Origin of the sequence: Paenibacillus harenae, assembly GCF_030812415.1 — a bacterium.
Lineage (GTDB): Bacteria > Bacillota > Bacilli > Paenibacillales > Paenibacillaceae > Pristimantibacillus > Pristimantibacillus harenae_A.
Genome location: NZ_JAUSST010000002.1, coordinates 972927 through 994986, shown reverse-complemented (window position 1 = coordinate 994986; position 22060 = coordinate 972927). Strand labels below are relative to the sequence as shown.

The window sequence follows — 22060 nt, the reverse complement described above, 5'->3', positions numbered from 1 at the left end:
ATTACGATTTGCCGGATAGCGCTTGTGCCGGCAGCAGCACATGATGTATCGTCTCCGTCAATGAGACGCCCGTATTCACGAAAACATAGGTCGCTCCCCGTTCGGCGCATATCCGCTCCAGTTGTTCCCTATATGTCGTTACCGCCATGCGGTAATCGGAGAGGAGCCGGTGGCCGACCGCTATATCCTTGCCTGTTTTAAGCTCGCTATCAATCAGCTTCAGTTCCCCGCTCAGCGCAGGCTCTAGCTCCGAGGGCGATAACAGATGGCAAAGGACAACTTGCTGCTTCGCCGCTTGAAGCGACAACAGCGTCTCTTCGATTCCTTCCTCGAACATGGCATCGGTGAATAGCCATGTGACGCCGCTGCGATGCGGCAACGTACCTGGAGCCCGAAACGGGACAGACAGATCAAGCTCCGGAGACGGATGGCCGGAAGTCTGGTACGTACCGGAGCTTCGCATCGCATCGGCAATGAATTGAAACCATTTCGGCGATGCGGCTCTGCCGTGCACGGGAGGGAGCTCCTGGACGACGCGGTCGTTGAATAGCTTGATTGATACGCGATCGTCGCCGCATAAAGCGGCATAGCCTACGCTAGCCGCAAGCTTTAATGCGTAATGAAGCTTATTCGCGTCTTGTTCGCCGAAAGACATCGATCGGGATACATCGACATACATATGGACAACCAATTCCTGTTCGTCCCAAAATTGCCGAACATAAGCCCTTCTCGTTCTCCCATAGACGCTCCAATCGATTCGTCTCACATCGTCACCCGGGGCATAGGGGCGGTAATCGGCGAACTCCTGCGAGCCTCCTAGGGAAACGGATCGTCTCTTGCCTGCCAACGTCCCTTTTACTTTGCTCGCCGAAGCAATCCGCAGCTGCTCGATACGGCCGAGCAACGATAAGTCCGGAAACAGCAGCCTTAACGCTTCTTCGGCGCTTGGCTTTTGCATCCGTACGCTATTGTCATCCGCGCTCATCGCTGCGTCTCGATCGTCTGTACGATCGCACCCGTCATGCGATCGCTGGATAGTCCCATTGCCTGCGCCTCGTAACCAAGCACCATTCGATGTCTCAGAACCGGAAATGCGGTCTCCCGAATATCATTCCAGGTTACATGCATCCGGCCGGCGCTCAACGCGCGTACCTTGCTCACCGCGACAATCGCTTGAAGCGCCCGCGGGCCGGCTCCGAATCGGACATACCGCTTTATATCTTCCGGCGCATCCATCTCGCCGGGATGCGTCATCATAATCATCTTCACCGCTGCATCCAGCAGCTCGTCCGAGAGCAAAATCTGCTTCGCCATGAGCCCAATGGCAGCCAGCGATTCCCCGTCCATGACGACGGAAGCTTTCGGTTGCTCGACTGATGACGTGCGGAGCACGATCTGCTTCAGTTCCTCCCTGCTCGGATAGTCGACGCCGATCTTCAGTAGAAACCGGTCAAGCTGCGCTTCCGGCAGCGGATACGTTCCTTCCTGCTCGATCGGATTTTGCGTTGCCAGCACGAAGAACGGCTTAGGCAGCCTATGCGTCTCGCCTCCGGTCGTCACCGTCCCCTCCTGCATCGCTTCCAGCAGCGCGCTCTGCGTCTTGGGCGTAGCGCGGTTGATCTCATCGGCGAGCACCAGATTGCCGAACAACGGTCCCGGCTGGAAGCGCTGCGCTGCCGCTCCTTGCGCCGAGAAGTCAATCAAAGTCGTTCCCGTAATATCGGAGGGCATGAGATCGGGCGTGAACTGGATTCTTGAGAACTGCAACGAGACGCAATCGGCGACCGTTCGCACGAGCATCGTCTTGCCGAGGCCCGGAATGCCTTCAAGCAGCGCATGACCGCCTGCCAGCATGCACCAGAGCAGCTGCTCCACAACCGTCTGCTGTCCGACGATCACTCGCCCGATCTCTTCTCTCAGCAATGAGATTCGCGAGGCTGCCTCGTCAATCTGCGATTTCGACTCTATCATAATGGCCTCCTATTAACGGTTAGGTTGAATTTGTTCAAAATAGTGCTTAACCTTATCCTGCATGCTGACAGGCAGTTGGGATCTTCCCAGCGACTCCTTCGCTTCGGCCGCATACTCGTTGTACACTTCCTCGTAGGGACGAGTCATGCCGTCGATCATCGGCGACTTGCCGCCGGTCTGCGTCTGGCCACCCGTTGAAGGGCCGCCATCCTGCTGCGTATTGCCCGAGCCGGCCAAATGGCGCGGCGTCGTAACGAGCGAGCGCCCGCCCGTACCCATTCCTGCGCCGGCGCCTTGCCCCGATCCGGCACCGGTTCCGGATCCAGAACCTTGACCTGCGCCTGAACCGCTTCCTTGACCCGATCCGGAGCCTGCCCCGGAGCCGCTTCCTTGACCCGATCCAGCGCCGGCACCTGAACCAGAACCTTGTCCCTGACCCGAGCCCGGCGATGTGCCTTGACCGCCGTTCGGATTCGAGCCGCCTTGGCCTGGCGATTGTCCGCCGGTATTGCCGCCTGAACCGGCGGGCGTTCCTGAAGAACTGCCTTCTCCAGCGGATCCTCCGGCCCATGCCGAAGGCACTTCTGCCCCTGCCGCAGCTGCTTGGCCGGCAAGCTCCTCGCCTTCCTGGCCGAGACGCTCCGCCATCGACCTAGCCAGTTGTTCCAGCTCCTCCTGCGACAATTCACGGGTAAGTGCATCCTCGAGCGCTTCCAAACCATCTTTCTCGCCCGCGGAATGTCCGCCCTCGCGGGCCTGCTCCGCCGCCTGCTTAAGCGCAGAGGCAAGATCGCTATTGCCTTGGCTATCCTGCTGCAGCTGCTCGGCAGCCAGCTTCTCCAGCAGCTCCGCCATCGCTTTGCGCTGCTCCGGCGTTAGACGCTGCAGCTCCGATCGCAGGCTGTCGATGGCCTTGCTCACGCCTTCCGCGTCGCGGTCCTGCATCGCCTCGGCCAATTGCCGCAAGTTGTTGTCGCCGCTCATCTCCTTGGCGGCAGCCGAAAGCCGCTCCGCCGCCCGCTTCGCCAGATTGGCGGTCTTCTCAAGCTCGCGCATCGCAGCTTCCAGCTGCTCCAGCGCCGCTAGCGGATCGCCGCTTAACGCGTCCAGCTTGCTTCGCAGCTCCTCCAGCGGCTGCAACAGCTCCTGCTTCGCCTCCTCCGGGAGCGAAGCGCCGTCGACCTGCTCGGCAAGCTTCTCCGCCTCGCGCTCCAACTGCGCAAGCTGATCTCTCGCTTGCGCAAGCGCCTCGGCCCGATCATCCTGCGGATTGGGCCACAGCAGCATAGCAGCCGTCACCACCCATGCGGCTGCCACCCCATACACCGGCTTGCGCCACCTTCTCCAAGCCGGCCAGGGCAACCGCGCATGCAGCTCGCCGACATAGTGCTGAGCCGCTTCGGTTGCCGCTTCTCGTTGCAGCCGCACAATCGGCTGCGCATCAAGATCCGCGCGCTCGAGACCGTCGAGCGCCGTAACGATCGCGTCCTCGGTCCCCGACTTATCCATCGTCCGCGCCGTTTCTCTAACCGAAGCGCGCTTCCACCAGCCTATAGCGACGCCGACGCATAGTCCAAGCCCTGCAGCTGCCGCAACATAGACGCGAACATGAAGAATGGGCCAAATCCGGCTGGCTGCAATAAGGAGCAAGCCTAGAATGCTTCCGCCAAACAAACCAAGCAGCGTATAGCGGATAACCGTGAATGTCGTCAGCCTTCGCCGTACCGGCTTCATTAGCTCTAGCAGCACATTGTCCTTCATATCCGCCTTCCCGCCTTTCCTATCATTCCATCTTGTTAATATGGTTAAATATCGCTAGCATCGATAGCGACTAACGCTTTAATCTCGGTCGAAGCTTGCGGATAGCCGTCCATAACGCCAGCGCGGATAGAACCGAGTAGATGACGATAAACTCCTGCCACAGTGTAAGCAACGGTTTCTTAGGAGCCGATCCGCCCATACTGCGGTAATTATAAACCTGCTGCGATACTTCCGGATCCAATATGCTATACAACGCTGCTGCCGGGTTCCAGGCGAGAATATGCCCAATCCAGCTATTCGTTGCGTTCGGAGACAGTTCTTGCATCACGCCCACCATTACGAAAAACAACAGCGCCGTACCCGCGAACATGAACAAAGTGATGCCGTACGTAACTATGACCGATATCATCGTCCGCTTGAACAGCGTCGAGAACATAATGCCGAAGGAGCCCAGGACGAGCATCATGAAAATATAGAACAGGAATACGAGAAGCAATTGCCTTGGCGAAATACCGCCATAGAGAAACACCATGCTGTATACCGGAATCGTGCTAATCACGATCAGCACCATGAAGCTAAGCGACGACGCCAGCTTGCTTAGTATAATCGTCGTCGAGCTTTGCTGCGTTGTAAGCAGCAGGTTCAGCGTCTGCTTCTCCCGTTCGCCGCTTACGACGCCAGCCGTAAGGCCAGGTCCCATGAATGCGATAAGACCTAGCTGCGCAAAGCTTAAGAAGATGAACAATACTTTGCTCGTCTCGGGATCGAACGCCCGTCCGCTGCCGGAGATGACCTGCGTCAAATAAATAGCGCTGAGCGCCATTAAGCCGATCGCGAACAAATAGAAAAACAATGTCCACATCGAGCGAGGCGTCCGCATGCGAAGCCGAAACTCTTTGTTCAGCACCGGATTAATCAGCTTAGCCCGCCAGCTTAATCCGCTTTTCCCTGCCGTTTGCTCTCTCATTGGGCGCCGTCGCCTCCTTTCGTAATTTCGAGAAATACGTCCTCCAGATTGGTCTGCGCTTCGCTGTACGAGACGAGCTTGAAGCCCGCTCCGATTAAATCATGCAGCAGTTCAGACTGCTCCTCGTCTTGTCCGCCGAAATGCACCTGTATGCCTCGTTCGTCGCGCAGCAGCCGGTTCACATAGGGACGATCGCGAAGGAAAGCTTCCGCCTCGTCCTCGCGGTCAAGAAAACGAATATGAAGAAACCGTTTGACGCGCATCCGGTTCTGAATATCGGCGACATTGCCTTGCGCGATCATCTGGCCATGCTCGATAACGCCGATCTCATCTACCATTTCCGCAAGTTCCGGCAAAATATGCGAGGAAATAATGATCGTCTTGCCCATCGACTTCAGCTCCCGCAAAATTTCCCGCATCTCGATGCGGGCGCGAGGATCCAGCCCCGATGCCGGCTCGTCGAGAATGAGCAGCTCCGGGTCATGGACGAGGCACCGCGCCAAGCAGAGTCGCTGCTTCATTCCGCGCGATAACGTGTCGACATAGGCATCCTTCTTATCGCTAAGGTTAACAAGCTCCAGCAGCTGCGGAATCAGCTGCTCCCGCTCCGCCTTCGGTATGCCGTAGCTCGCCCCGTAAAAATGCAAATATTCGACCGTCTTGAACTGATCGTATACGCCGAAGAAGTCGGGCATGTAGCCGATGCGCTTGCGCACCTCATGAGGCTGCTTCGTCACGTCGATGCCGTCGACCTTCGCATAACCCGACGTCGGCGCCATCAGCGTCGCGAGAATGGACATCGTCGTCGACTTGCCTGCGCCATTAGGCCCGACAAAGCCGAATACCGTCCCTTTCGCAATCGTCAGGTCGATTCCTTTCAATGCATGGAAACTTCCGAACTGCTTGGCAAGCCCCTTTATTTCGATCATCGGCACGGCTGCCGCCCTTTCGCTCGGAGCAGCAGCGGCGTTATCGCCGTTCATTTCCTCAATGGTTGATTTATTTGTCGTCATGGCGCAATGGTCACTCCTTCCAACGCAATCTGCGGCAATGTGGTCTCCATATCCGATGCTACCGTCAGCTTCATTCGGAACGACTGCTCGTTCGCTAAGTAATCGGCAATATCGGTAAGCGACGGCATCGTCGCCTCGACCCATTGCTGCTTCGCTTCATTCCATATGCTCCATACGCCGCTGACTGACTTGTATTGGTTGTTATAAATAATGTCCAGCTTATCGTATTTAACCTGTTTCGCATTCGGAAGCGTGAATTCGAATTGCAGTTCGCCGTTGCCAAGTCCTAAGACGCCATTGCCGTAATGATCCATTCGCTGCAAGTTATTAGACGTAATGATAGGCTGAATGACGCCGGCCGGCACTTGTACGCGATTGCCTTCCAGTCTCACTTCGCCAAGCCGCTGCACCCACATTGTCAAATTATCGGCCTTCACGATGTCGCCGTTCACGGTATAGAGAGGATCATGATCGATGCTGAAGCCGACTATCAATGGCGAACTCATCGCAAGTCCGCTATTGTCGCGATTCATATACATATTAACGAGCTCGCGTTCGCGAGCGTATTCGAAGTCGGCGCCATTATTGCCGGATGAGCCTGGAAACACCAAATCGCCATACGGATAATAACCAATCTGGGTATTCAACGACTTCGGCAAAGCCACATTGCCGCTCTCGCCTTTCTTCAAGTCGCCGATCCGCTGGGCGCTGCCATTCATAATCAAGGAAACGTTCGTCAGATCCGCAGCGGTGTTATTCGTAACTTTGACTTCAATGTTTCCGTTCGTATTGGAATAGGCAAGATCCAGCTGCCCGGATTCCCCTCGGACGGTTTTCTTCTCCAGCAACGCTTTGCGCGTCGACCAATAAGGTACGGAGCGCCACAACACGGACGATGTGCCTTCCGATATTCGATGCTGGGTTTTGCCGGTCAACTCCAGCGTGCCGGATTGATTCTCCGAAGGGTAGGCGACGATATGCCGTTGTTCGTCGAAAGCCAGCTTCACATTGCCGCCGTTTGGCACGAACACCCCTGTTGCACCGTTCTTTACCGCATCGCCTTGACCCGTCATCTCGATAATCTCGATCGTATGGGCGCTCATCACCCGCTTGTCGGCAGCGCCAAAATAGAATATAACGATGCCCGTAATGATCGAAACGGAAGGAATGAGCCACCATGCCCATTCTCTGCGATCCTTCTTCGCCAAGATGAAATACAGCACCGGTGCGACGATAACCATATAAATAGCGAACATAGCGAGCAATAATAGAAATTCAGGCGCTTTGACAGACGGAAACTGGTCGATCAGGTTGCCGTAATTCCAAAACATATTGTCGGATACGTTGATCATCCCTTGCGTAAGCGGCGCTAACGTTCCTTGCAGCAGCTTCGACCATAACGAGGCGCTTCCAGCCCATGTTGCAAGGGGCGCAAGCGATGGATCGAAGGCTACATAAACGACGCTGCCGAGGCCAACCTTCCGTGACGCGGCAAGCTCAATGCCGCCTTCAGAAAGAAGAGACTGAGCCTCGTTCAGCTGTCCTTTCGAAACCGTGATCGTTCCCGTACTTTCCGGTGCCGTGCCGCCGCTATAGGCAGTCAGAGCTTTGGTACTCGTTAACTCAGCCGTACCGCTGGCTGTAACCGGAGCGATGTCTTGGAACGCCTGCGACGTCTTGCTATAACCTGCTCCGCCCGACAGCACGAGCGTCCCGCCTTGGATGACCCAGTCCTTAATAGCTTCCACTTGCTCTGGTTTCCAATTGCTTGTAGCAGTATCATTAATGACGATCGTATTCAATGTCTCTAGTAAAATACCTTCATGAGGCAGCTCGTCCTCCGCAATCGGAATGACCGTAATGTCGTAACCGCGCTGATTCAGCGTCGGCATGAAATTAAGCGTATCCGGATCGCGGGAAATGACGCCGATCGTATAGCTCGACGTCACTCTCGTCTCAATGTAATCGTTGCCGATAATCGGAATCGCTTTGCCATCTTTTATTTGGCCTTTGAAGAAACGGATTTTGCTCGTGTTTTTTGATAACGAATCGCCTGGAACAGATATAGTCAGCTCTACCTCCGTATTCATAGGAAGCTCCGCGTTGGCGACATAATCGACCGACGAATTGCTCATGGAGGACACAGCCGACAATACAAGCTCGCCCTTGACATCCTCGCCCGTCTTGTTGGTCAGCTTGAAGCGTACCGGATACCACTCGTTTTGCTTCACGTTTCCTTGATAGCCAATGCTCGTCTGAACCTCTATTCCTTCATCCTGCGGCGCAGCATTCGCCTTGCTTCCAGCTTGCAGTACGATACCGGCAATCAAGCTCAGTGTAATGGCAAACATCGTGATTCGCATAAATCGTTTTTTCATCCCGTTCACATCCAGACTCCTCTCTTTGTCTAAGCCCCTCATAACAAGCAGCGCATCTTATTATTAACGAATTATCCAATCATTAGGTTGCAAAGGATATCGGTTGCCAATCCATTGTATATCTATTTCGTGATTAGGAGCAGTACTAAGTTTATTTGGTACCGCTATTAGAAAATAACGAGAACAACAGAAAATAAAAAAAGCGACAACTACCCGCCAAAAGGCATCAGTATTGTCGCTTTTTCTTTGAACGTTCCAACACAACATTCCGTTTATTATATTCGGACCGCCGTTCCGCTGACCGCTACCATTAACATGCCTTCGCGAATGACCTCATAATCGATATCGATACCTACAATCGCGTTAGCGCCAAGGCGCGAAGCTTGCTGCTTCATCTCTTCAATAGCTATATCCCGCGCTTCCTTCAGCTTGCTCTCGTAAGCGCCGGAACGACCGCCTACAATATCGGTTATCGATGCGAAGAAGTCGCGCACTACGTTAGCTCCCATGATCGCTTCGCCTGTAACTACGCCTGAATACTCTTGAATCGTGCGACCTTCTATGGTCGGCGTTGTCGTAATTAACATATTGTTTCTCCTCTCCTAAAACCAGTATGAGGCGCTATCGCCCGTTAGCCACTTATACGTCCATGCGTCAAAACATGTTTCAATTATTCGGTTGAATCTCCACCAGCTTGACTCCTCTAAGCTTGTCCGCAGAAGCTTCAATCCTTATTTTGACGCGAACGCCGAATTCACGGCCATCTTGCCTTAGCCATAGCAGAAAGCTCTCCTCGGCCTCGCCTTGGCCCATCGCGTGCCTTCCCTCGTATTTGTAATCGATGATGGAAGCGTCATGATACGCCTTGGCGGTCTCCTCCATTGCCAGCTTCCCCCACTTCGCATAGCTTGGTTCGGCATGAAGCGCCACCTCTTCTCCGGACATGACCTCCGAATGCGCGAAGCTCAAGAGGACGAATACTGCCTTCATAACGATATGACGGAGCATGTAAACGACACCTTCCTATTTTTATCGTATCTCGAGCAATAGGAATAGGTTCACCTCTCCGTTCGCATTCTATGCGTCAAACCGGCTGTTCCAGAAGAGGCGCGTACATCATGAGAGCGTTGTTAGAAGACACATATTCATCCGCTATCAACTGATTGTCGCTATTAAACGTCCTGCGGTGGATAACATTGCTGCGAATATAGCCGCCCCACGGCTGTGAAGCCATAAGATGCTCCTTCTCGTATACCTCGTAGCGCCTGTATTCGGGTAATTCCGCTCTCCACTCCCCGATAAGCTCATTATCGCTAACCCTTACGCGCAATTGATATGTTGTATCGGTCGTATTCTTAATTTGCAGATCGAGGTAGTTATAAGCGCATGTAGCCCCGCTTCCGAACGGCTGCGTACGATTCACATCGGGAAATACATCGTAGCTGTGACGATGCCTCTCCGTAACGGTCAAAGGGGTATGGAGCGTCATCCAATAAATAAGATTCGACATTTGGCATAAACCGCCGCCTACCCCAGTCTTAAAACCGCCGTAAAACAGCACCATTCCTTCCACGTAGCCCTTGCTTCTTGTGGGTTTCCCGATCGTACGCCAATACGAAAACGTCTCGCCGGGCTTAAGCAATAAACCGTCCAGCTTGCCAGCTGCCAGCTTCAAGTTAACAGCCTTATTATTATGAAGCCATCGATCGACTTCCTTAAGCTCCCGGAATAATGGCGTCCGATGCGTGAAAATACAATAAGCGGCGCTATTAACCGAACGGTCCTTGGCGATACGTATCTTCGGGGATAGCCACGACGCATAACGTTTGATCGTGAACCACCATTTGCCGGCCAGCAATCTGGCTTTCGATCGCTGGATCGGGCGATGCTTCATCGCTTCAAGCATTGCTGATCCCCCTCTTCGTTCCAATCTATCTCTTGTTATAACGAAGAGGCTCTGCAAATGGTTGCAACGTTTAAAAGCTGGTATTGCAGGGAAAGTTATAGGAAGACGGAATGGCTATACCGCCATCGCATCAGCACTACATGAGGAGGAATACAGCATGAAGAAGAAGCTAGCGCTGACTTTAACGGTCACCGCTTTGGCTGCAGTCATGGCATTAAGCGGCTGCGGCGGCGGCAATAACACCAACAATAACAACGGCGGCACGACGCCTCCGGCCGGAGAGAATGCCGGAGAGGCTGGCGGAGAGGGCGGCGGAGAAACAAAATCGATCACCGTGAATGCCGCAAACTTCGAGTTCGATCCACCGGATATCAAGTTGAACGCCGGCGATAAAGTAACGATTACGTTGAAAAACGACACCGGAAACCATGGTCTTGAAATACCTGATTTCGACGTCAATTTGAAAAACGGCGAGAGCGCAACGTTCACCGTCGACAAAGCAGGCTCATACGACTTCCACTGCTCCATCCAATGCGGCTCCGGCCATGCGGACATGGTAGGCAAATTAACGGTTTCCTGATCAACCTATCTCTTTATAAAAAAAGCTGACCTATAGCCGTATGGCCAGGGTCAGCTTTCTCATTTATAGAGCAAGGTTGTTACCGTTATTCTTGAACTTGTTTTTTCTTTCTGCGGTTCACAAGCTCGTAAACCATCGGTACGAAGATCAGCGTAAGCAGCGTAGAACTTGTTAAGCCGCCGATTACCGTTACCGCCATGCCTTTGGAAATCAAGCCGCCGGATTCGAATCCGAGCGCAAGCGGCAGCAATGCGCCGATTGTTGCGATGGCCGTCATCAGAATCGGACGAAGCCTCGTTCCCGCTGCTTCAAGCAGCGCTTCACGAACGCTTAAGCCCTCTTTCTCCTTGTGGATAACGCGGTCGATGAGGACGATCGCGTTCGTTACGACGATACCGATCAGCATCAGCGCGCCGATCATCGCCGTAACGCTCAGCGTCTCGCCAGCCAGGAACAAGCCGACAAGCGCACCGATAACCGTGAACGGCAGAGAGAACAGAATCGCGAATGGCGTTAATGCGCCGCCGAACGTAATGACAAGCACGAGATAAACGACGGCTATTGCAGCTAACATGGCAAGACCTAACTGCATGAACGACTCGTTGATTTGCTCCGTCACTCCACCCATCTCGATGTTAACGCCGGCAGGAAGCTCCATTTCATCAATCATCGTTTGCAATTCAGCGGATACTGCTCCGATATCGGAGCTTGTCGCTTCGGCAGATACTTCCGCATAGATGCGGTCGTCGCGGCTCGTAATCGTATTCGGCGATTCGCCTTCCTCGATCGTAACGACATCCTTAAGCGCTACTTCCGTGCCCATTGGCGTTTTCAACATCACATTTTCAAGATCGGCTTTCTCTTTGTATGTCTTCTGTTCGACTTTCACATAGACATTAACTTCTTCGCCGTCCACCTCGATCGTCGTCAGCAGCGGCGTCTCGCGAACAGGGCTTAGCGCCATCGCGATTTGACCGGCGGTCAAGCCGTTTTGGCTCAGCTTCGACTGATCGGCAACGATGCGATATTGCTCATACGTTTCGGACAAGCTCGAATCGATTTTTTTCAAATCCGGGTTGTCTGTCAGCTTCGCTGTCAGTTGCTCCACAACTGGCGTGATCGTATCCATGTCCGGACCGTATACGAGCATCGACAAACCTGAACCGCCAAGTCCGCCCGCGGCGAAGTCTTGCTGCTTCCACTCGCCTTTGCCGCCAAGCTCTTGCAGAAGCGGTACGATCTTTTCTTTCTCTTCTACGAAATTTTTCGTATCATCATTGAACGTTAAGTTGAATAGCGCTTGCTTCGATGCGCCAGGACTGAACGGATTTGATCCGCCTACCGCGAATTGAACAATATCAATGCCTTGGTCCTCGCGAGCCAGCAACAGCTCCTCGGCTTCAAGCGCCATCGCTTTCACCTGCTCAAGCGTCTCGCCCGGTGCCGGATTGTAAGTGACCATTACACTCTTTTGCTCATCGCCGGCAATGAAGCTGACACCGATTACCGGAACTAGGAACAGACTGCCTACGAGCAGCAACACTGCAATAAGGGAAGTAATGACTTTATGGTTCAACGATACCCTTAGTACTTTCTTGTACCACTCTGCTAGACGACCCGGCTTATCATGGTGCTCCTTGCCGGGCTTAAGTCCGTTGCGGAACATCATATGCGCCAGCATCGGCACGACTGTAATCGCAACTAGCAGCGAAGCAAGCAGTGCGAACACAATCGTTAGCGCGAACGGCATGAAGATCTCGCCGATCATACCCGATACGAGAGCAAGCGGCAGGAATACCGCGATCGTAACGATCGTCGAGGACATAATCGGAACGAACATTTCTTTCGTAGAATCCAGAATGAGTTCTTTGCCCTTCAGCTTCTCGCCCTTCAGCGACATCCTTCTGTAAATGTTCTCGATAACGACGATGGAATCGTCTATGACCCGGCCAATGGCGACCGTCATCGCGCCAAGCGTCATAATATTAAGCGTAATGTCCATCTGACTCAAAATAAACAAAGCGATCAAGATCGACAACGGAATCGATACGACGGCAATAATCGTCGAGCGAATGTCGCGCAGGAAGATCAGAATAATAATGACGGCGAAGATTGCGCCAATAAGCGCTTTGTTAATCATCGTATGGACGGAATCCTCGATCGGCTTGCCTTGGTCAAGCGTGGTGAGGATGACAAGACCGTCATTATCCTGCTCCAACTCCTTGATTGCATCCTTCACATTGTTAACGACATCGACCGTATTCGAATCGGCTGCCTTCACGATGTTAATGCCGATCGCGTCTTGACCGTTCGTACGGGAGATCGATTCAGCCTTGCCTCCGACGTTCAGATCCGCTACATCGCCGAGCTTCACATTCGGCATCAAGATCAGGTTTCTCAGATCGTCTTCGGTGACAACGTTGCCGTCAACGACAATCGCTTTCTCCGAATCGCCGAATTCAAAGATGCCAAGCGGTGCCTTAATGGCCGATGCCTGAATCATTCCTTTAACCATATCCTCGTTCAGGCCGTATTGCGCAAGCGCCTCTGGTTTGAATGTAAGGTCGCCTTGCATGACGTTCTGGCCGGACATTTGCGTACTGGCTACGCCCTCGATACCTTGCAACTCAGGCAAAATGCTCGCTTGAACCAGCTTCGTCAATTGTTCAAGAGTCAGCTTCTCATCCGACAAGCTAAGCGACACAACAGGGAATGCGTTCAGACTAATCCGGGATACTTGCGGATCCTGAGCGCCTTCAGGGAGCGCTATGTCGGCTAGCAAGCTTTTGACTTCCGTCTCCGCCTTCTCCATATCCGTCTCATAGTCGTATTCGATGACGACGGACGACGCGTTCTCATAGGACGTTGAGCTGACAACGTTAACGCCCTCTAAGTTTCTCGTCCGCTGCTCGATCGGCTTCGTTACTTTCTCCATGATTTCTTCCGGGGCTGCGCCCGGAAGCACCGTCGTAACGTTGACGATCGGTATCGTAATATCCGGCATCGTCTCCATCTTCATGTTCAATCCGGAATAAAGACCGGCGAACATGACCAGCGCGGTCAAGATCCATAAAGCAAATTTGTTGTTCAAAGAAAATCGGATAATGCTTTTCAAGCCTCTCACTCCTCATTATTTATCTGTCTGTCTATACTTTAAAGCGATAACCGACGCCCCATATCGTCTCGATATATTGCGGGTTCGACGGATCATGCTCTATTTTTTCGCGCAGCCTCCGAATATGAACCGTAACCGTAGCTGCGTCCCCGTTCGAATCAAGACCCCATATTCGCTCGAACAGCTCCTCCTTCTCGAATACGCGGTTCGGATTCGAAGCAAGCAGAAGCAGAAGCTCGTATTCCTTCGAGGTCAGACTCGACTCGTTGTCATGAATCGTCACTCTTCTGGAAGGCTTGTCGATAAGCAAGCCTCTAATGCGAATTTGTTCTCCCCTCTCTCCGCCTGACCGGTCTCCCGTCAATCTCTCATACCTTGCCAAATGTGCTTTGACCCTTGCTACAAGCTCACTGGGACTGAAGGGCTTCGTCATGTAATCGTCAGCTCCTAGCCCCAGCCCTCTAATCTTGTCGATATCTTCTTTCTTCGAAGTTACCATGAGGATGGGGATGTTGTGCGATTGCCTGATTTGCCTGCATATCTCGAAGCCGTCCAGCTTCGGTACCATCACGTCTAATATAATGAGGTCGAACTCGCCCTCAAGCGCTTTCTGCAAGCCGATATCTCCCCGGCCCTCGATATGCACGCCAAATCCGTAGCTTTCCAAATAATCGCGTTCCAGCTCGGCAATCGCCTTCTCGTCTTCAATGATGAGTATGTTCTTCATGTTCCGTCACCGCTTTAGGCGTTGTCGCTAGCGGGAGCTTCAAGCAGAAGCGCGCACCGCCATGGATCGCATTTTCAGCCCAAACGACACCGCCATGCCCTTCAATTATTTGTTTGACAATGGCAAGTCCCAGACCGCTGCCGCCGGTCTCGGAATTGCGCGACTGTTCGGCGCGGTAGAAGCGATCGAATATATGAGGAAGATCCTCCTCTTCGATCCCTGGACCTGTATCCTCAAGCTCGATGAGAACATGTCGATCTTCCGCCCGCATGCTTACATCGATTCGCTTCTCCCCGCCATCCGCCTGTTGTCCCATATATTTGACGCAATTATTCAAAATATTTGTCAGTACCCGGCTAAGCTTATCGGGGTCCGCGGCAATCATAATCGGAAGCTCGGCAGCGGCTTCATAGTGCAGCGTAACGCCCGATTTCTCCAGATCAAACCGCTGTTCCTCCAGAAAATGCTCCAAATAGCGGGAAATATCAAGCGTCTTGAAATCGAAGGCGACCGTCTGCAAGTCCAGCTTGGAGAACAGAAAAAGCTCGTCGATCAACTGGTCCATATCCTCGGCCTTCCGATAGATCGTCTGCATGTACCGCTCGCGTTTCTCGTCCGTGTTCGCAATGCCGTCCATAATGCCTTCGACATAACCTTTGATCGCGGAGATCGGCGTCTTCAAATCATGCGAGATATGCGACAGCAGCATCTTCCGATTTTCCTCGTACTGCAGGCTTTGGTCGATCGAATATTTTAGCCTTATTCGCATAGCCTCGAAGGCGGCGCTCAGTTGCCCGATCTCTCCTCTTCCTGTCGTGACAAGCTGCTGCGAAAGGTCGCCGTCTTTAATCTGCAGAGCAGCCGTCTTAAGCTGCTCAATCGGCCGGATAATGCTCCGCGAAACGAAATACGTCAGCAATAAGCCGGTCAACGCGACGAATGCCAGACCGATTGCCGTGCCTGCTGGACGCCAGAAGAGTGGAACGACGTCATATCGGCGAAGCAGCAGCATCACTCCTTCGCTGCCGTCCGGATAATGGAAGCTGAAGGCGTCCGTCTCGAACCGGAACAAGCCAAGCGTTGCTTTTTCCGGAGGATTGTCAATCAACTTTTGCCAGTCTTGTTCCGGCGACATCACCTGCAGGAAAGGAGGAATCGAGACGAGCTTCCCTTCCTTCGTAATGAGCAGTCCCGCCCATTGCTCGCTGAGTCTCGACTGCAGATCGTTCAGATAGCTCTCCGAGTTCAGCTTGTCCGCATCATTCTCGATGACGTACGAGAGCTCGCCGTAGATCAGCATTTGACTCATCTTCTCCGCCTTTTCGACTTCGAAATATTGCCTAATGTCCTGCATGCCTCCTGCATAAAATACGAACATCATGAAACCGATCATTAAGATAAACGGCACTATGACCATCGCCAAGTAAGACATGTACAGCTTAACTTTAATGGACAATCGATACACGCCCTGCCTTTTGCTTATTCATCATGCAAATTCACTGTTTATATGCGTCGATCTATTTTTTATCATAATGGCTAATTCTAAACGAACTAGTAACCATTTCTTACGAAATTATTACGTTTCTTGAGGTTTAAATTTATTGGTTTATTGGATTAATTATTTATCACATTAATAGTTAATGTCATTTTCTCATTCGGTTTCGACAGCCTATTATCGCTCCCGTCAGGATTGAAGCAGACAACAGCCAAATGAAGCCAATCCATATCATAAGCGGTCGCTCCCCGCTTCTATCGACCAAAGCGTAGATGAGAAAAACCAATGAAGGCGCAGCAATTGCGACCAGCTTGTGCGCTGCGGCATCCTTCTTCCGATTACCGCCCCCTTCAATAAGTAGCGAAGCGAAATACAGCCCTATGCAGAAGCTTGTTAACGGTGCAACAGCCCATAGGCTTATCGATAGCCACTGCCCGGATAGCAATAACTTGCCAAGCAGGAATGGAGCAGCGCAAACGATTGCCAGTAACGCATGCTTCCACGGATCGCTACGCCGAGTGAATGGCCATGCATGGGACGGTGCATAAGATCCCTCGCTAAACGCATGCTGGTACCATCTGCGCCAACGGCGCAATAGCAGGATGGCCGGAATGGCTAATCCAAGCGCGGAAAGCGAATGCTGCAGCCAGTGGTGGACAGGCTCTCCTGCAACGATGCCTTGAAGCGCAGGCATACGCTGCACGAACCAGCCTCCGCTATGCGTAAAATGATCGACAAACACATGGGTCATAAACCCGATCCATAACGAAAGGACAAAAAAAGCCCAATCAGCCTTTTTTGCCAAACGCCGCGGCAACAATTGCTGTTGGACAAACAGATTAAACCCGCCGATAACGGGCATAAACGTATGCAGTCTAGGTGCAATGACGCAATGGAACGCTATTGCAATAACTATGCTTAGAGGCAATCCGATGGCTAGGAAACCAATGAAGGAATGCCCTATTGACCGATAAGGCTGCATCGCGACAAAATACTCCATGTCTGGCGCCATGCTTCCAAGAACGAGACCCGAGATGCTAAGCGACGGAACGAGCCTGCGGAGCGGTACGGCGTACAACGGATGCGCCAAGGTGAATGGCATGATTTACACTCCACTTCTAGCGATCGTTCAAGCCGCCGAATTTATTAATAGGCCATATGCGGAACACCGCTTTGCCTTCGATGCTAGAGAGCTTAATCGGGCCTAATTCGCGGCTATCCATGCTGTGCTCGCGATTATCGCCCATGACGAATAGATAACCGGGCTCGACGGTGAACGGCAATTCATACATGCCCGCGAAAGTCTGCCCTTTCGTATAGTCTTCATATAGTTTCTCGCCGTTTATGTATACTTCTCCGCCGCGAATGTCAATAACGTCGCCCGGCAATCCGATGACCCGCTTCACGAGACGAAGCTCGCTCTCCGGCCCGTTAATGATGACGATATCGCCGCGCTCGGGATTGTGAAAACGGTACGACCATTTATCCTCAATGAGACGTTGGCCGGCCACAAGCGTATTTTGCATCGATACATTATGAACCTGGGACTGGGCGTAAACGTAATTCTGGAACAGCATTGCAACGATGACCGCAATCGCAAGCGACAACAACCAATCCCTTAATTCCTTCTTCCACTTGCTTCCCTTTGCTGCTTTCCCGTTCATTTGACGCTCACCTCTTTGTCCGATATGACTATGATTAATACGTTCCATTTTGGATAAAGTTTCCTCAATCGCTTGCAAAATAGCAAGTGACAGTTTTGAGGTCGATGCGCTAAAGTGTTAGGGAAAGGAGTTTTTTAAAACGACTATGACAGCTAACGATCGCTCGCAAAGACTGTTGTTCACCATCGTCACTATCCTTTACTGGACGTCTATGTACACTTACGTTCCGATCCTTACTCCATACTTAAGCGGCCGCGGAATATCGCTCCAAATGATCGGCATCGTTCTTGGCAGCTACGGCTTCGTCCAGATGCTAGGCCGGTTCCCTCTCGGCATTATGTCCGACAAGTGGGGCAAGCGGAAGCCTTTCGTCCTCCTTGGCATGGTAACGGCCGGACTTAGCTGTCTGCTGTTCATTATCCCGGGCATTTGGATATGGCCGCTTGCCGGCCGTATGATGGCGGGGATCTGCGCTTCAACCTGGGTCGCCTTCACCGTCCTTTACGCAAGCTATTTCGGAGCAGGTCAGACGGGCCGCGCGATGGGCAATATAAGCGTAATGATCGTCTCGGGACAAATGCTTGGCATGGTGCTGAGCGGCTGGCTGAACGACGGATTTGGCGAGCATGCTCCCTTCATCACGGGCGGCATACTGGCGGCAATCGGACTCGTTCTTGCGCTAATGCTAAGAGAACCCAAGCTGGAGGCTGGCAGCCGGCCGGCCATGTCGTTCGCCATGATTAGAAGCGTTATTCGAACGAAAATGCTGCTGCAAGTATCGGTGCTTTCGATCCTGGCGCATGGCGTACTGTTCATCACGATGTTCGGCTTCACGCCGCTCAAAGCCGAACAGCTGGGGGCCAACGGCTCGTTGCTGACGCTGCTTGTTTTTGCCTTCATGCTCCCCCATGCGATAGCCTCGTCGGTAACGGCAACCTGGTTCGTTAACCGATTCGGCTATTGGGGCACGATCGGAATCGGTTTCGTCGCAAGCTCGTTATGCACCGCTTCGATGGCTTTGTTCCAATCGTACGAGATGCTCGTCCTTACTCAAGCGATTAATGGATTTGCCCAAGGTCTTCATTTGCCTCTTCTGCTTGCACTATCCATACGCGACGTGGAACTGCCTGGCAGAGCGACGGCAATGGGACTGTATCAGGCGCTCTACGCAATCGGGATGTTCTCCGGGCCGTTCCTCGCCGGATGGCTGAACGAGAGCTGGGGACTGGACAGCGGCTTCGTGTTCGGTGCGTTGCTGGGCGCTGCCGCTGCTCTGCTCGTTTGGCTCTGGTCTTCGCAGGAACGAGCAGCGGCGCGCAGAGCGAAGCCCTCCTCGGCAGAGGGCATCGGCTTATGAACGCTATGAACAGGAAGAGGACGCAGCTTGTGCTGGATATTGGCGGCGTGCTGGCAACGAACTTATCGCCGGTGTTTTGGCATAAGCTCGCCGAGGCGTCCGGAATGGCAGTCGAAAGCTTTTATGCCGACTATAAGCGGCGAATATCGAAGGAGCTTTGGACGGGGCAAATAACGGAGCCGGCATTCTGGCAGTGGCTGCTGCTGCAGCTTCCTTCGTTAGACGATGGACAAGCCAAGCAGTATTTGTCGGAGAGTCTCACTGCGCTGCCTGCTATGGAGAAACTTGCCGGTTGGAGCGAGCGGGCCGACATCCATATTCTAAGCAATCATGTGGCTGAGTGGGTGAATCCGCTGCTGGAACCGGTCCGGCATCATCTCGGTACCGTCACGCTCTCCAGCGAGATCGGCATGAAGAAGCCTAGCGCCGACATCTATGCTTATGTTAACGGGCAGCTGCCGCAAGAAGCTCCTATCGTATTCGTCGACGATCAGGACATTAATCTCAGACAAGCGGAACGGCATGGCTGGCAGACTTTGCTCGCCGATGAAGATGGACATTGGATCAACAAAATCGCCGCTCTCCTATAAGGAGGCGGCGATTATCAGTTCGATTGCGCTGGCCAAGAGAGCAACGGTAAGCAGAAGGAAGTCGGGTTTGCCCAGTCGCAAGCGAAATCCATAGGTCGGCTTCTGTCTCGCAAGTCCGAAGCCGCGCGCTTCCAGCGCATCGGCCATCTGCTCCGCCAGTCGTACGATCGAACGAATGTATGGAACGATGACGGCATATATCATTCTCACCGGGACGCTGCGCAGCGGCGTAATCGCCTTTCCTCTCGCATGCGCGAGCTTCGCGAACCTCTCCCACTCCCCCGCCAGCAGCGGAATGAATCGGAATATTAACGTAACGAGTAAAGCAAACGAATGGATCGGAATATGCAAACGCGCCAACCAACCGAATGTTTGTTGAATCGATCGCTGCAGTCGGAGCGGCGTTACCAATTGAAGCATCGGCATGCCGAGCAGCATGACGACGAGCAATTGGCAAAGCCTGAGCACGGTCGGCTCGGCACTGCTCCATTCGAAAGCGAATGGCCGGAACCGGATACCGCTGATCGCGCCGACAATGACGATGAAGTAGGCATAGGCGCGAATGACGCCTGCCCATCGGTATAGCAACTGCCGATAGGGTACTAGAAGCAGTGCCGTTACGCAGGCCGCAAGCGCAAGCGCGGCCAAGCTCCGCTGCGCGAGCAAGCTTGCCGCGAGCAGCAGGTAGGCCGCGACGAGCGCGCGCGGATCGAATGTATCCGCGCGCGGCGACCGCCCCGATGGGGCGGCAGCGGCCTGGGCAGCGGCAGGCGGCGTATGGGCCGCCGCTGCCGCGAGGGGCTCGGCGCGCCCGCTATCGCGGCGCGCCAGCTGCTCTGCCGCCGCCGCGGCTGCTTCGCGCGGCGACGGCCACGGCGTCCCGCCGCTCCGCGCGGGCGCTGCAGGCTCTTGCGGCGGCAGAGCCGCCGCCCCGCGCAGCGCCGCCAGCGCGCGGAGCGCCTCCGGCGCCGCTGCGGCATGTGCATGCGCCGCCGCAGCGGGAGCCGCTTCGCGGACGTTGCCGTCTTCGACGACGGCAACCGCATCTGCGAGCGGCAGCAGCGCGCCTATGTCGTGCGTCACCACGACTGCTCCGCGCCCCGCAGCCCTGTGCACTTCCAGCACCGCGCATAGGCTGCGGATGCCGACGGCGTCAAGCCCCGCCGTCGGCTCGTCCAGCAACAGCCATTCCGGCTCGCACGCCAGCAGGCAGGCGAGCGACAGACGTCGCTGCTGTCCGCCGCTAAGCGTCCAAGGATCGCGCTCAAGCAGCTCGGCGTCAAGCCCCGCCGACGCCATCGCCCGCTCGATCCTTTGCTCCGCCTCCTTCGCCGTCACCTTGTACGGCTTCATCGAATAGAGCAGCTCGGCGCGCGCGGTGGACAGAAACCACTGCGACTCCGAATGCTGCATCGACAGCCCGAATTGCAGCAACACGGGCGCATTCAATCTTTTGAGGCGCCCCTTCTTCATCCAGAGAGGCGTTTCTCCAAGCTTAATCTCGCCAAACCGCACCTCTCGCAGCCCCGCCAGCGTTTCAAGAAGCGTCGACTTGCCCGCTCCGTTACGGCCGACAAGCAACGTTATTTTTCCCGGTTCGAACCGCATGTTCACGTTTTTCAGCAACGTCTTCCGATCGGGTCCATCCGTTACAACCGTCACTTCCTTAAGCGTCCAATCGGCTACCATAGCCGCTCACCGCCTTCGCCAGCATAGACGGAACGATCGGGAATGGATCGAGCGTCAAGCCAAGCTTCTCCAGCTCCCAAGCGACTTGGACCGTATAGGGAGCATCGAAGCCTAGCCGTTCGCATACGCTGGCACCTTCATGCCCATTGACTCTTTCATACCAACTCGTCGAGGTCCCATCAAAGGCGATGCGGCCATCCTGCATGGCGACAATACGATCCCGTTCATTCAGCTCGTTCAGCTTCTGCGTAATCCATATGACGGTCGTTCCTTTGGCATGAATCGCTCTCGCTTGCTCAAGCACGAGCGCGGACGCCTCCGGATCGAGCATCGATGTCGCTTCATCCAGGACGAGCAGCGGCGAATAGACGGCGATGCAGCCGGCAATAGCAACGAGCTGCTTCTGTCCGCCAGACAACGTACCGATAGGCTGATGAAGCCTTTCGCCAAGGCCAACCAAACTCAGAGCCTCCTCGGCTAATCCCGCTATTCGTTCCTCCTCCGCCTCGTTCTGCTCCAACATGAGCACGACGTCTTCCCAAGGCGTTGATCCGACCAAGGATGCTTCGGGCCGCTGCATGACGATCGGCACGAGCCGTCCGGATGGATCCGACCGTATAACGTCGCCCGACAGCCCTTCAACCGCAGCGCCTGCGATCACTTTCGCAAGCGTGCTTTTCCCGCTTCCGTTTCGCCCGAGAAGCGTAATCCACTCGCCGGATCCTATATGTAAATGTACCTGCTTCAAAATCGGCTCTTGCCGCTGTTGCTGCTCAGTGAACGCTATCGGCTTAACCGTAATTGCCGACAGTTCCACCTCAGAAGTAAAATCCAATTTATTTCACCC

The 22060-nt window shown here is 54.0% G+C and carries 19 protein-coding genes; 3 read left to right on the top strand and 16 right to left on the bottom strand.

The window, feature by feature from the left end; genetic code table 11:
• Window position 1: 1 nt before the first annotated feature.
• From J2T14_RS09460 to J2T14_RS09420, 9 genes are all read right to left on the bottom strand, one after another.
• On the bottom strand, window positions 2-985 hold the full coding sequence (locus J2T14_RS09460; protein ID WP_307470140.1) for a DUF58 domain-containing protein: 984 nt from the start codon (window positions 983-985) through the stop codon (window positions 2-4).
• Window positions 982-1971, bottom strand: coding sequence for an AAA family ATPase (locus J2T14_RS09455; RefSeq protein ID WP_307470137.1), 990 nt, complete (start codon window positions 1969-1971; stop codon window positions 982-984). Before J2T14_RS09455 ends, J2T14_RS09460 begins: the two co-directional genes overlap by 4 nt.
• 12 nt (window positions 1972-1983) lie before the next feature.
• Window positions 1984-3732: a hypothetical protein gene (locus J2T14_RS09450; protein WP_307470134.1), complete on the bottom strand. Its 1749-nt coding sequence runs from the start codon at window positions 3730-3732 to the stop codon at window positions 1984-1986.
• Between the two features lie 70 nt (window positions 3733-3802).
• On the bottom strand, window positions 3803-4699 hold the full coding sequence (locus tag J2T14_RS09445; protein ID WP_307470131.1) for an ABC transporter permease: 897 nt from the start codon (window positions 4697-4699) through the stop codon (window positions 3803-3805).
• Window positions 4696-5628 carry an ABC transporter ATP-binding protein gene (locus tag J2T14_RS09440; RefSeq protein WP_307470419.1) on the bottom strand — a complete coding sequence of 311 codons (933 nt, stop codon included), beginning with the start codon at window positions 5626-5628 and terminating at the stop codon, window positions 4696-4698. Before J2T14_RS09440 ends, J2T14_RS09445 begins: the two co-directional genes overlap by 4 nt.
• An 80-nt stretch (window positions 5629-5708) precedes the next feature.
• On the bottom strand, window positions 5709-8090 hold the full coding sequence (locus J2T14_RS09435) for a DUF4350 domain-containing protein (RefSeq protein WP_307470128.1): 2382 nt from the start codon (window positions 8088-8090) through the stop codon (window positions 5709-5711).
• A 275-nt stretch (window positions 8091-8365) separates the two neighbouring features.
• Entirely contained in the window at window positions 8366-8677 is a 312-nt protein-coding gene (locus tag J2T14_RS09430) for a YbjQ family protein (RefSeq protein ID WP_307470126.1), read from the bottom strand.
• A 79-nt stretch (window positions 8678-8756) separates the two neighbouring features.
• A complete protein-coding gene (locus J2T14_RS09425; RefSeq protein ID WP_307210348.1) occupies window positions 8757-9098 on the bottom strand; it encodes a DUF3889 domain-containing protein in 342 nt (113 codons plus the stop codon).
• 76 nt (window positions 9099-9174) lie between these two features.
• Window positions 9175-9996: a VanW family protein gene (locus J2T14_RS09420; protein WP_307470123.1), complete on the bottom strand. Its 822-nt coding sequence runs from the start codon at window positions 9994-9996 to the stop codon at window positions 9175-9177.
• A 157-nt stretch (window positions 9997-10153) separates the two neighbouring features.
• On the opposite strand from J2T14_RS09420, the gene J2T14_RS09415 reads away from it, so the two are divergent.
• Complete coding sequence (locus tag J2T14_RS09415; protein WP_307470120.1) at window positions 10154-10576, top strand: cupredoxin domain-containing protein; 423 nt, start codon at window positions 10154-10156, stop codon at window positions 10574-10576.
• Window positions 10577-10661: 85 nt separating this feature from the next.
• On the opposite strand, the gene J2T14_RS09410 is transcribed toward J2T14_RS09415, so the two are convergent.
• From J2T14_RS09410 to lepB, 5 genes are all read right to left on the bottom strand, one after another.
• A complete protein-coding gene (locus tag J2T14_RS09410) occupies window positions 10662-13691 on the bottom strand; it encodes an efflux RND transporter permease subunit (RefSeq protein ID WP_307470117.1) in 3030 nt (1009 codons plus the stop codon).
• A gap of 31 nt (window positions 13692-13722) precedes the next feature.
• Complete coding sequence (locus tag J2T14_RS09405) at window positions 13723-14418, bottom strand: response regulator transcription factor (protein WP_307210360.1); 696 nt, start codon at window positions 14416-14418, stop codon at window positions 13723-13725.
• Window positions 14396-15874, bottom strand: coding sequence for a sensor histidine kinase (locus tag J2T14_RS09400; protein ID WP_307470114.1), 1479 nt, complete (start codon window positions 15872-15874; stop codon window positions 14396-14398). Before J2T14_RS09400 ends, J2T14_RS09405 begins: the two co-directional genes overlap by 23 nt.
• Window positions 15875-16061: 187 nt before the next feature.
• The gene (locus tag J2T14_RS09395; RefSeq protein ID WP_307470112.1) at window positions 16062-17015 is read right to left on the bottom strand and encodes a DUF4184 family protein; all 954 of its coding nucleotides are present in this window, start codon (window positions 17013-17015) and stop codon (window positions 16062-16064) included.
• A gap of 16 nt (window positions 17016-17031) precedes the next feature.
• A complete protein-coding gene (gene lepB / locus J2T14_RS09390) occupies window positions 17032-17577 on the bottom strand; it encodes a signal peptidase I (protein WP_307470108.1) in 546 nt (181 codons plus the stop codon).
• 145 nt (window positions 17578-17722) lie between these two features.
• Here lepB and J2T14_RS09385 point away from each other — a divergent pair, with 145 nt between their 5' ends.
• The gene (locus J2T14_RS09385) at window positions 17723-18934 is read left to right on the top strand and encodes an MFS transporter (protein WP_307470106.1); all 1212 of its coding nucleotides are present in this window, start codon (window positions 17723-17725) and stop codon (window positions 18932-18934) included.
• Window positions 18931-19524, top strand: a complete 594-nt coding sequence (locus tag J2T14_RS09380) for an HAD family hydrolase (protein WP_307470103.1) — start codon at window positions 18931-18933, stop codon at window positions 19522-19524. Before J2T14_RS09385 ends, J2T14_RS09380 begins: the two co-directional genes overlap by 4 nt.
• Here the strand turns inward: J2T14_RS09380 and J2T14_RS09375 are convergent.
• Window positions 19519-21213 carry an ATP-binding cassette domain-containing protein gene (locus tag J2T14_RS09375; RefSeq protein ID WP_307470100.1) on the bottom strand — a complete coding sequence of 565 codons (1695 nt, stop codon included), beginning with the start codon at window positions 21211-21213 and terminating at the stop codon, window positions 19519-19521. The two genes, J2T14_RS09380 and J2T14_RS09375, sit on opposite strands and share 6 nt — an antisense overlap.
• Window positions 21191-22048, bottom strand: a complete 858-nt coding sequence (locus J2T14_RS09370; protein WP_307470097.1) for an energy-coupling factor ABC transporter ATP-binding protein — start codon at window positions 22046-22048, stop codon at window positions 21191-21193. The genes J2T14_RS09375 and J2T14_RS09370 overlap by 23 nt, the downstream gene beginning before the upstream one ends.
• Window positions 22049-22060 lie beyond the last annotated feature (12 nt).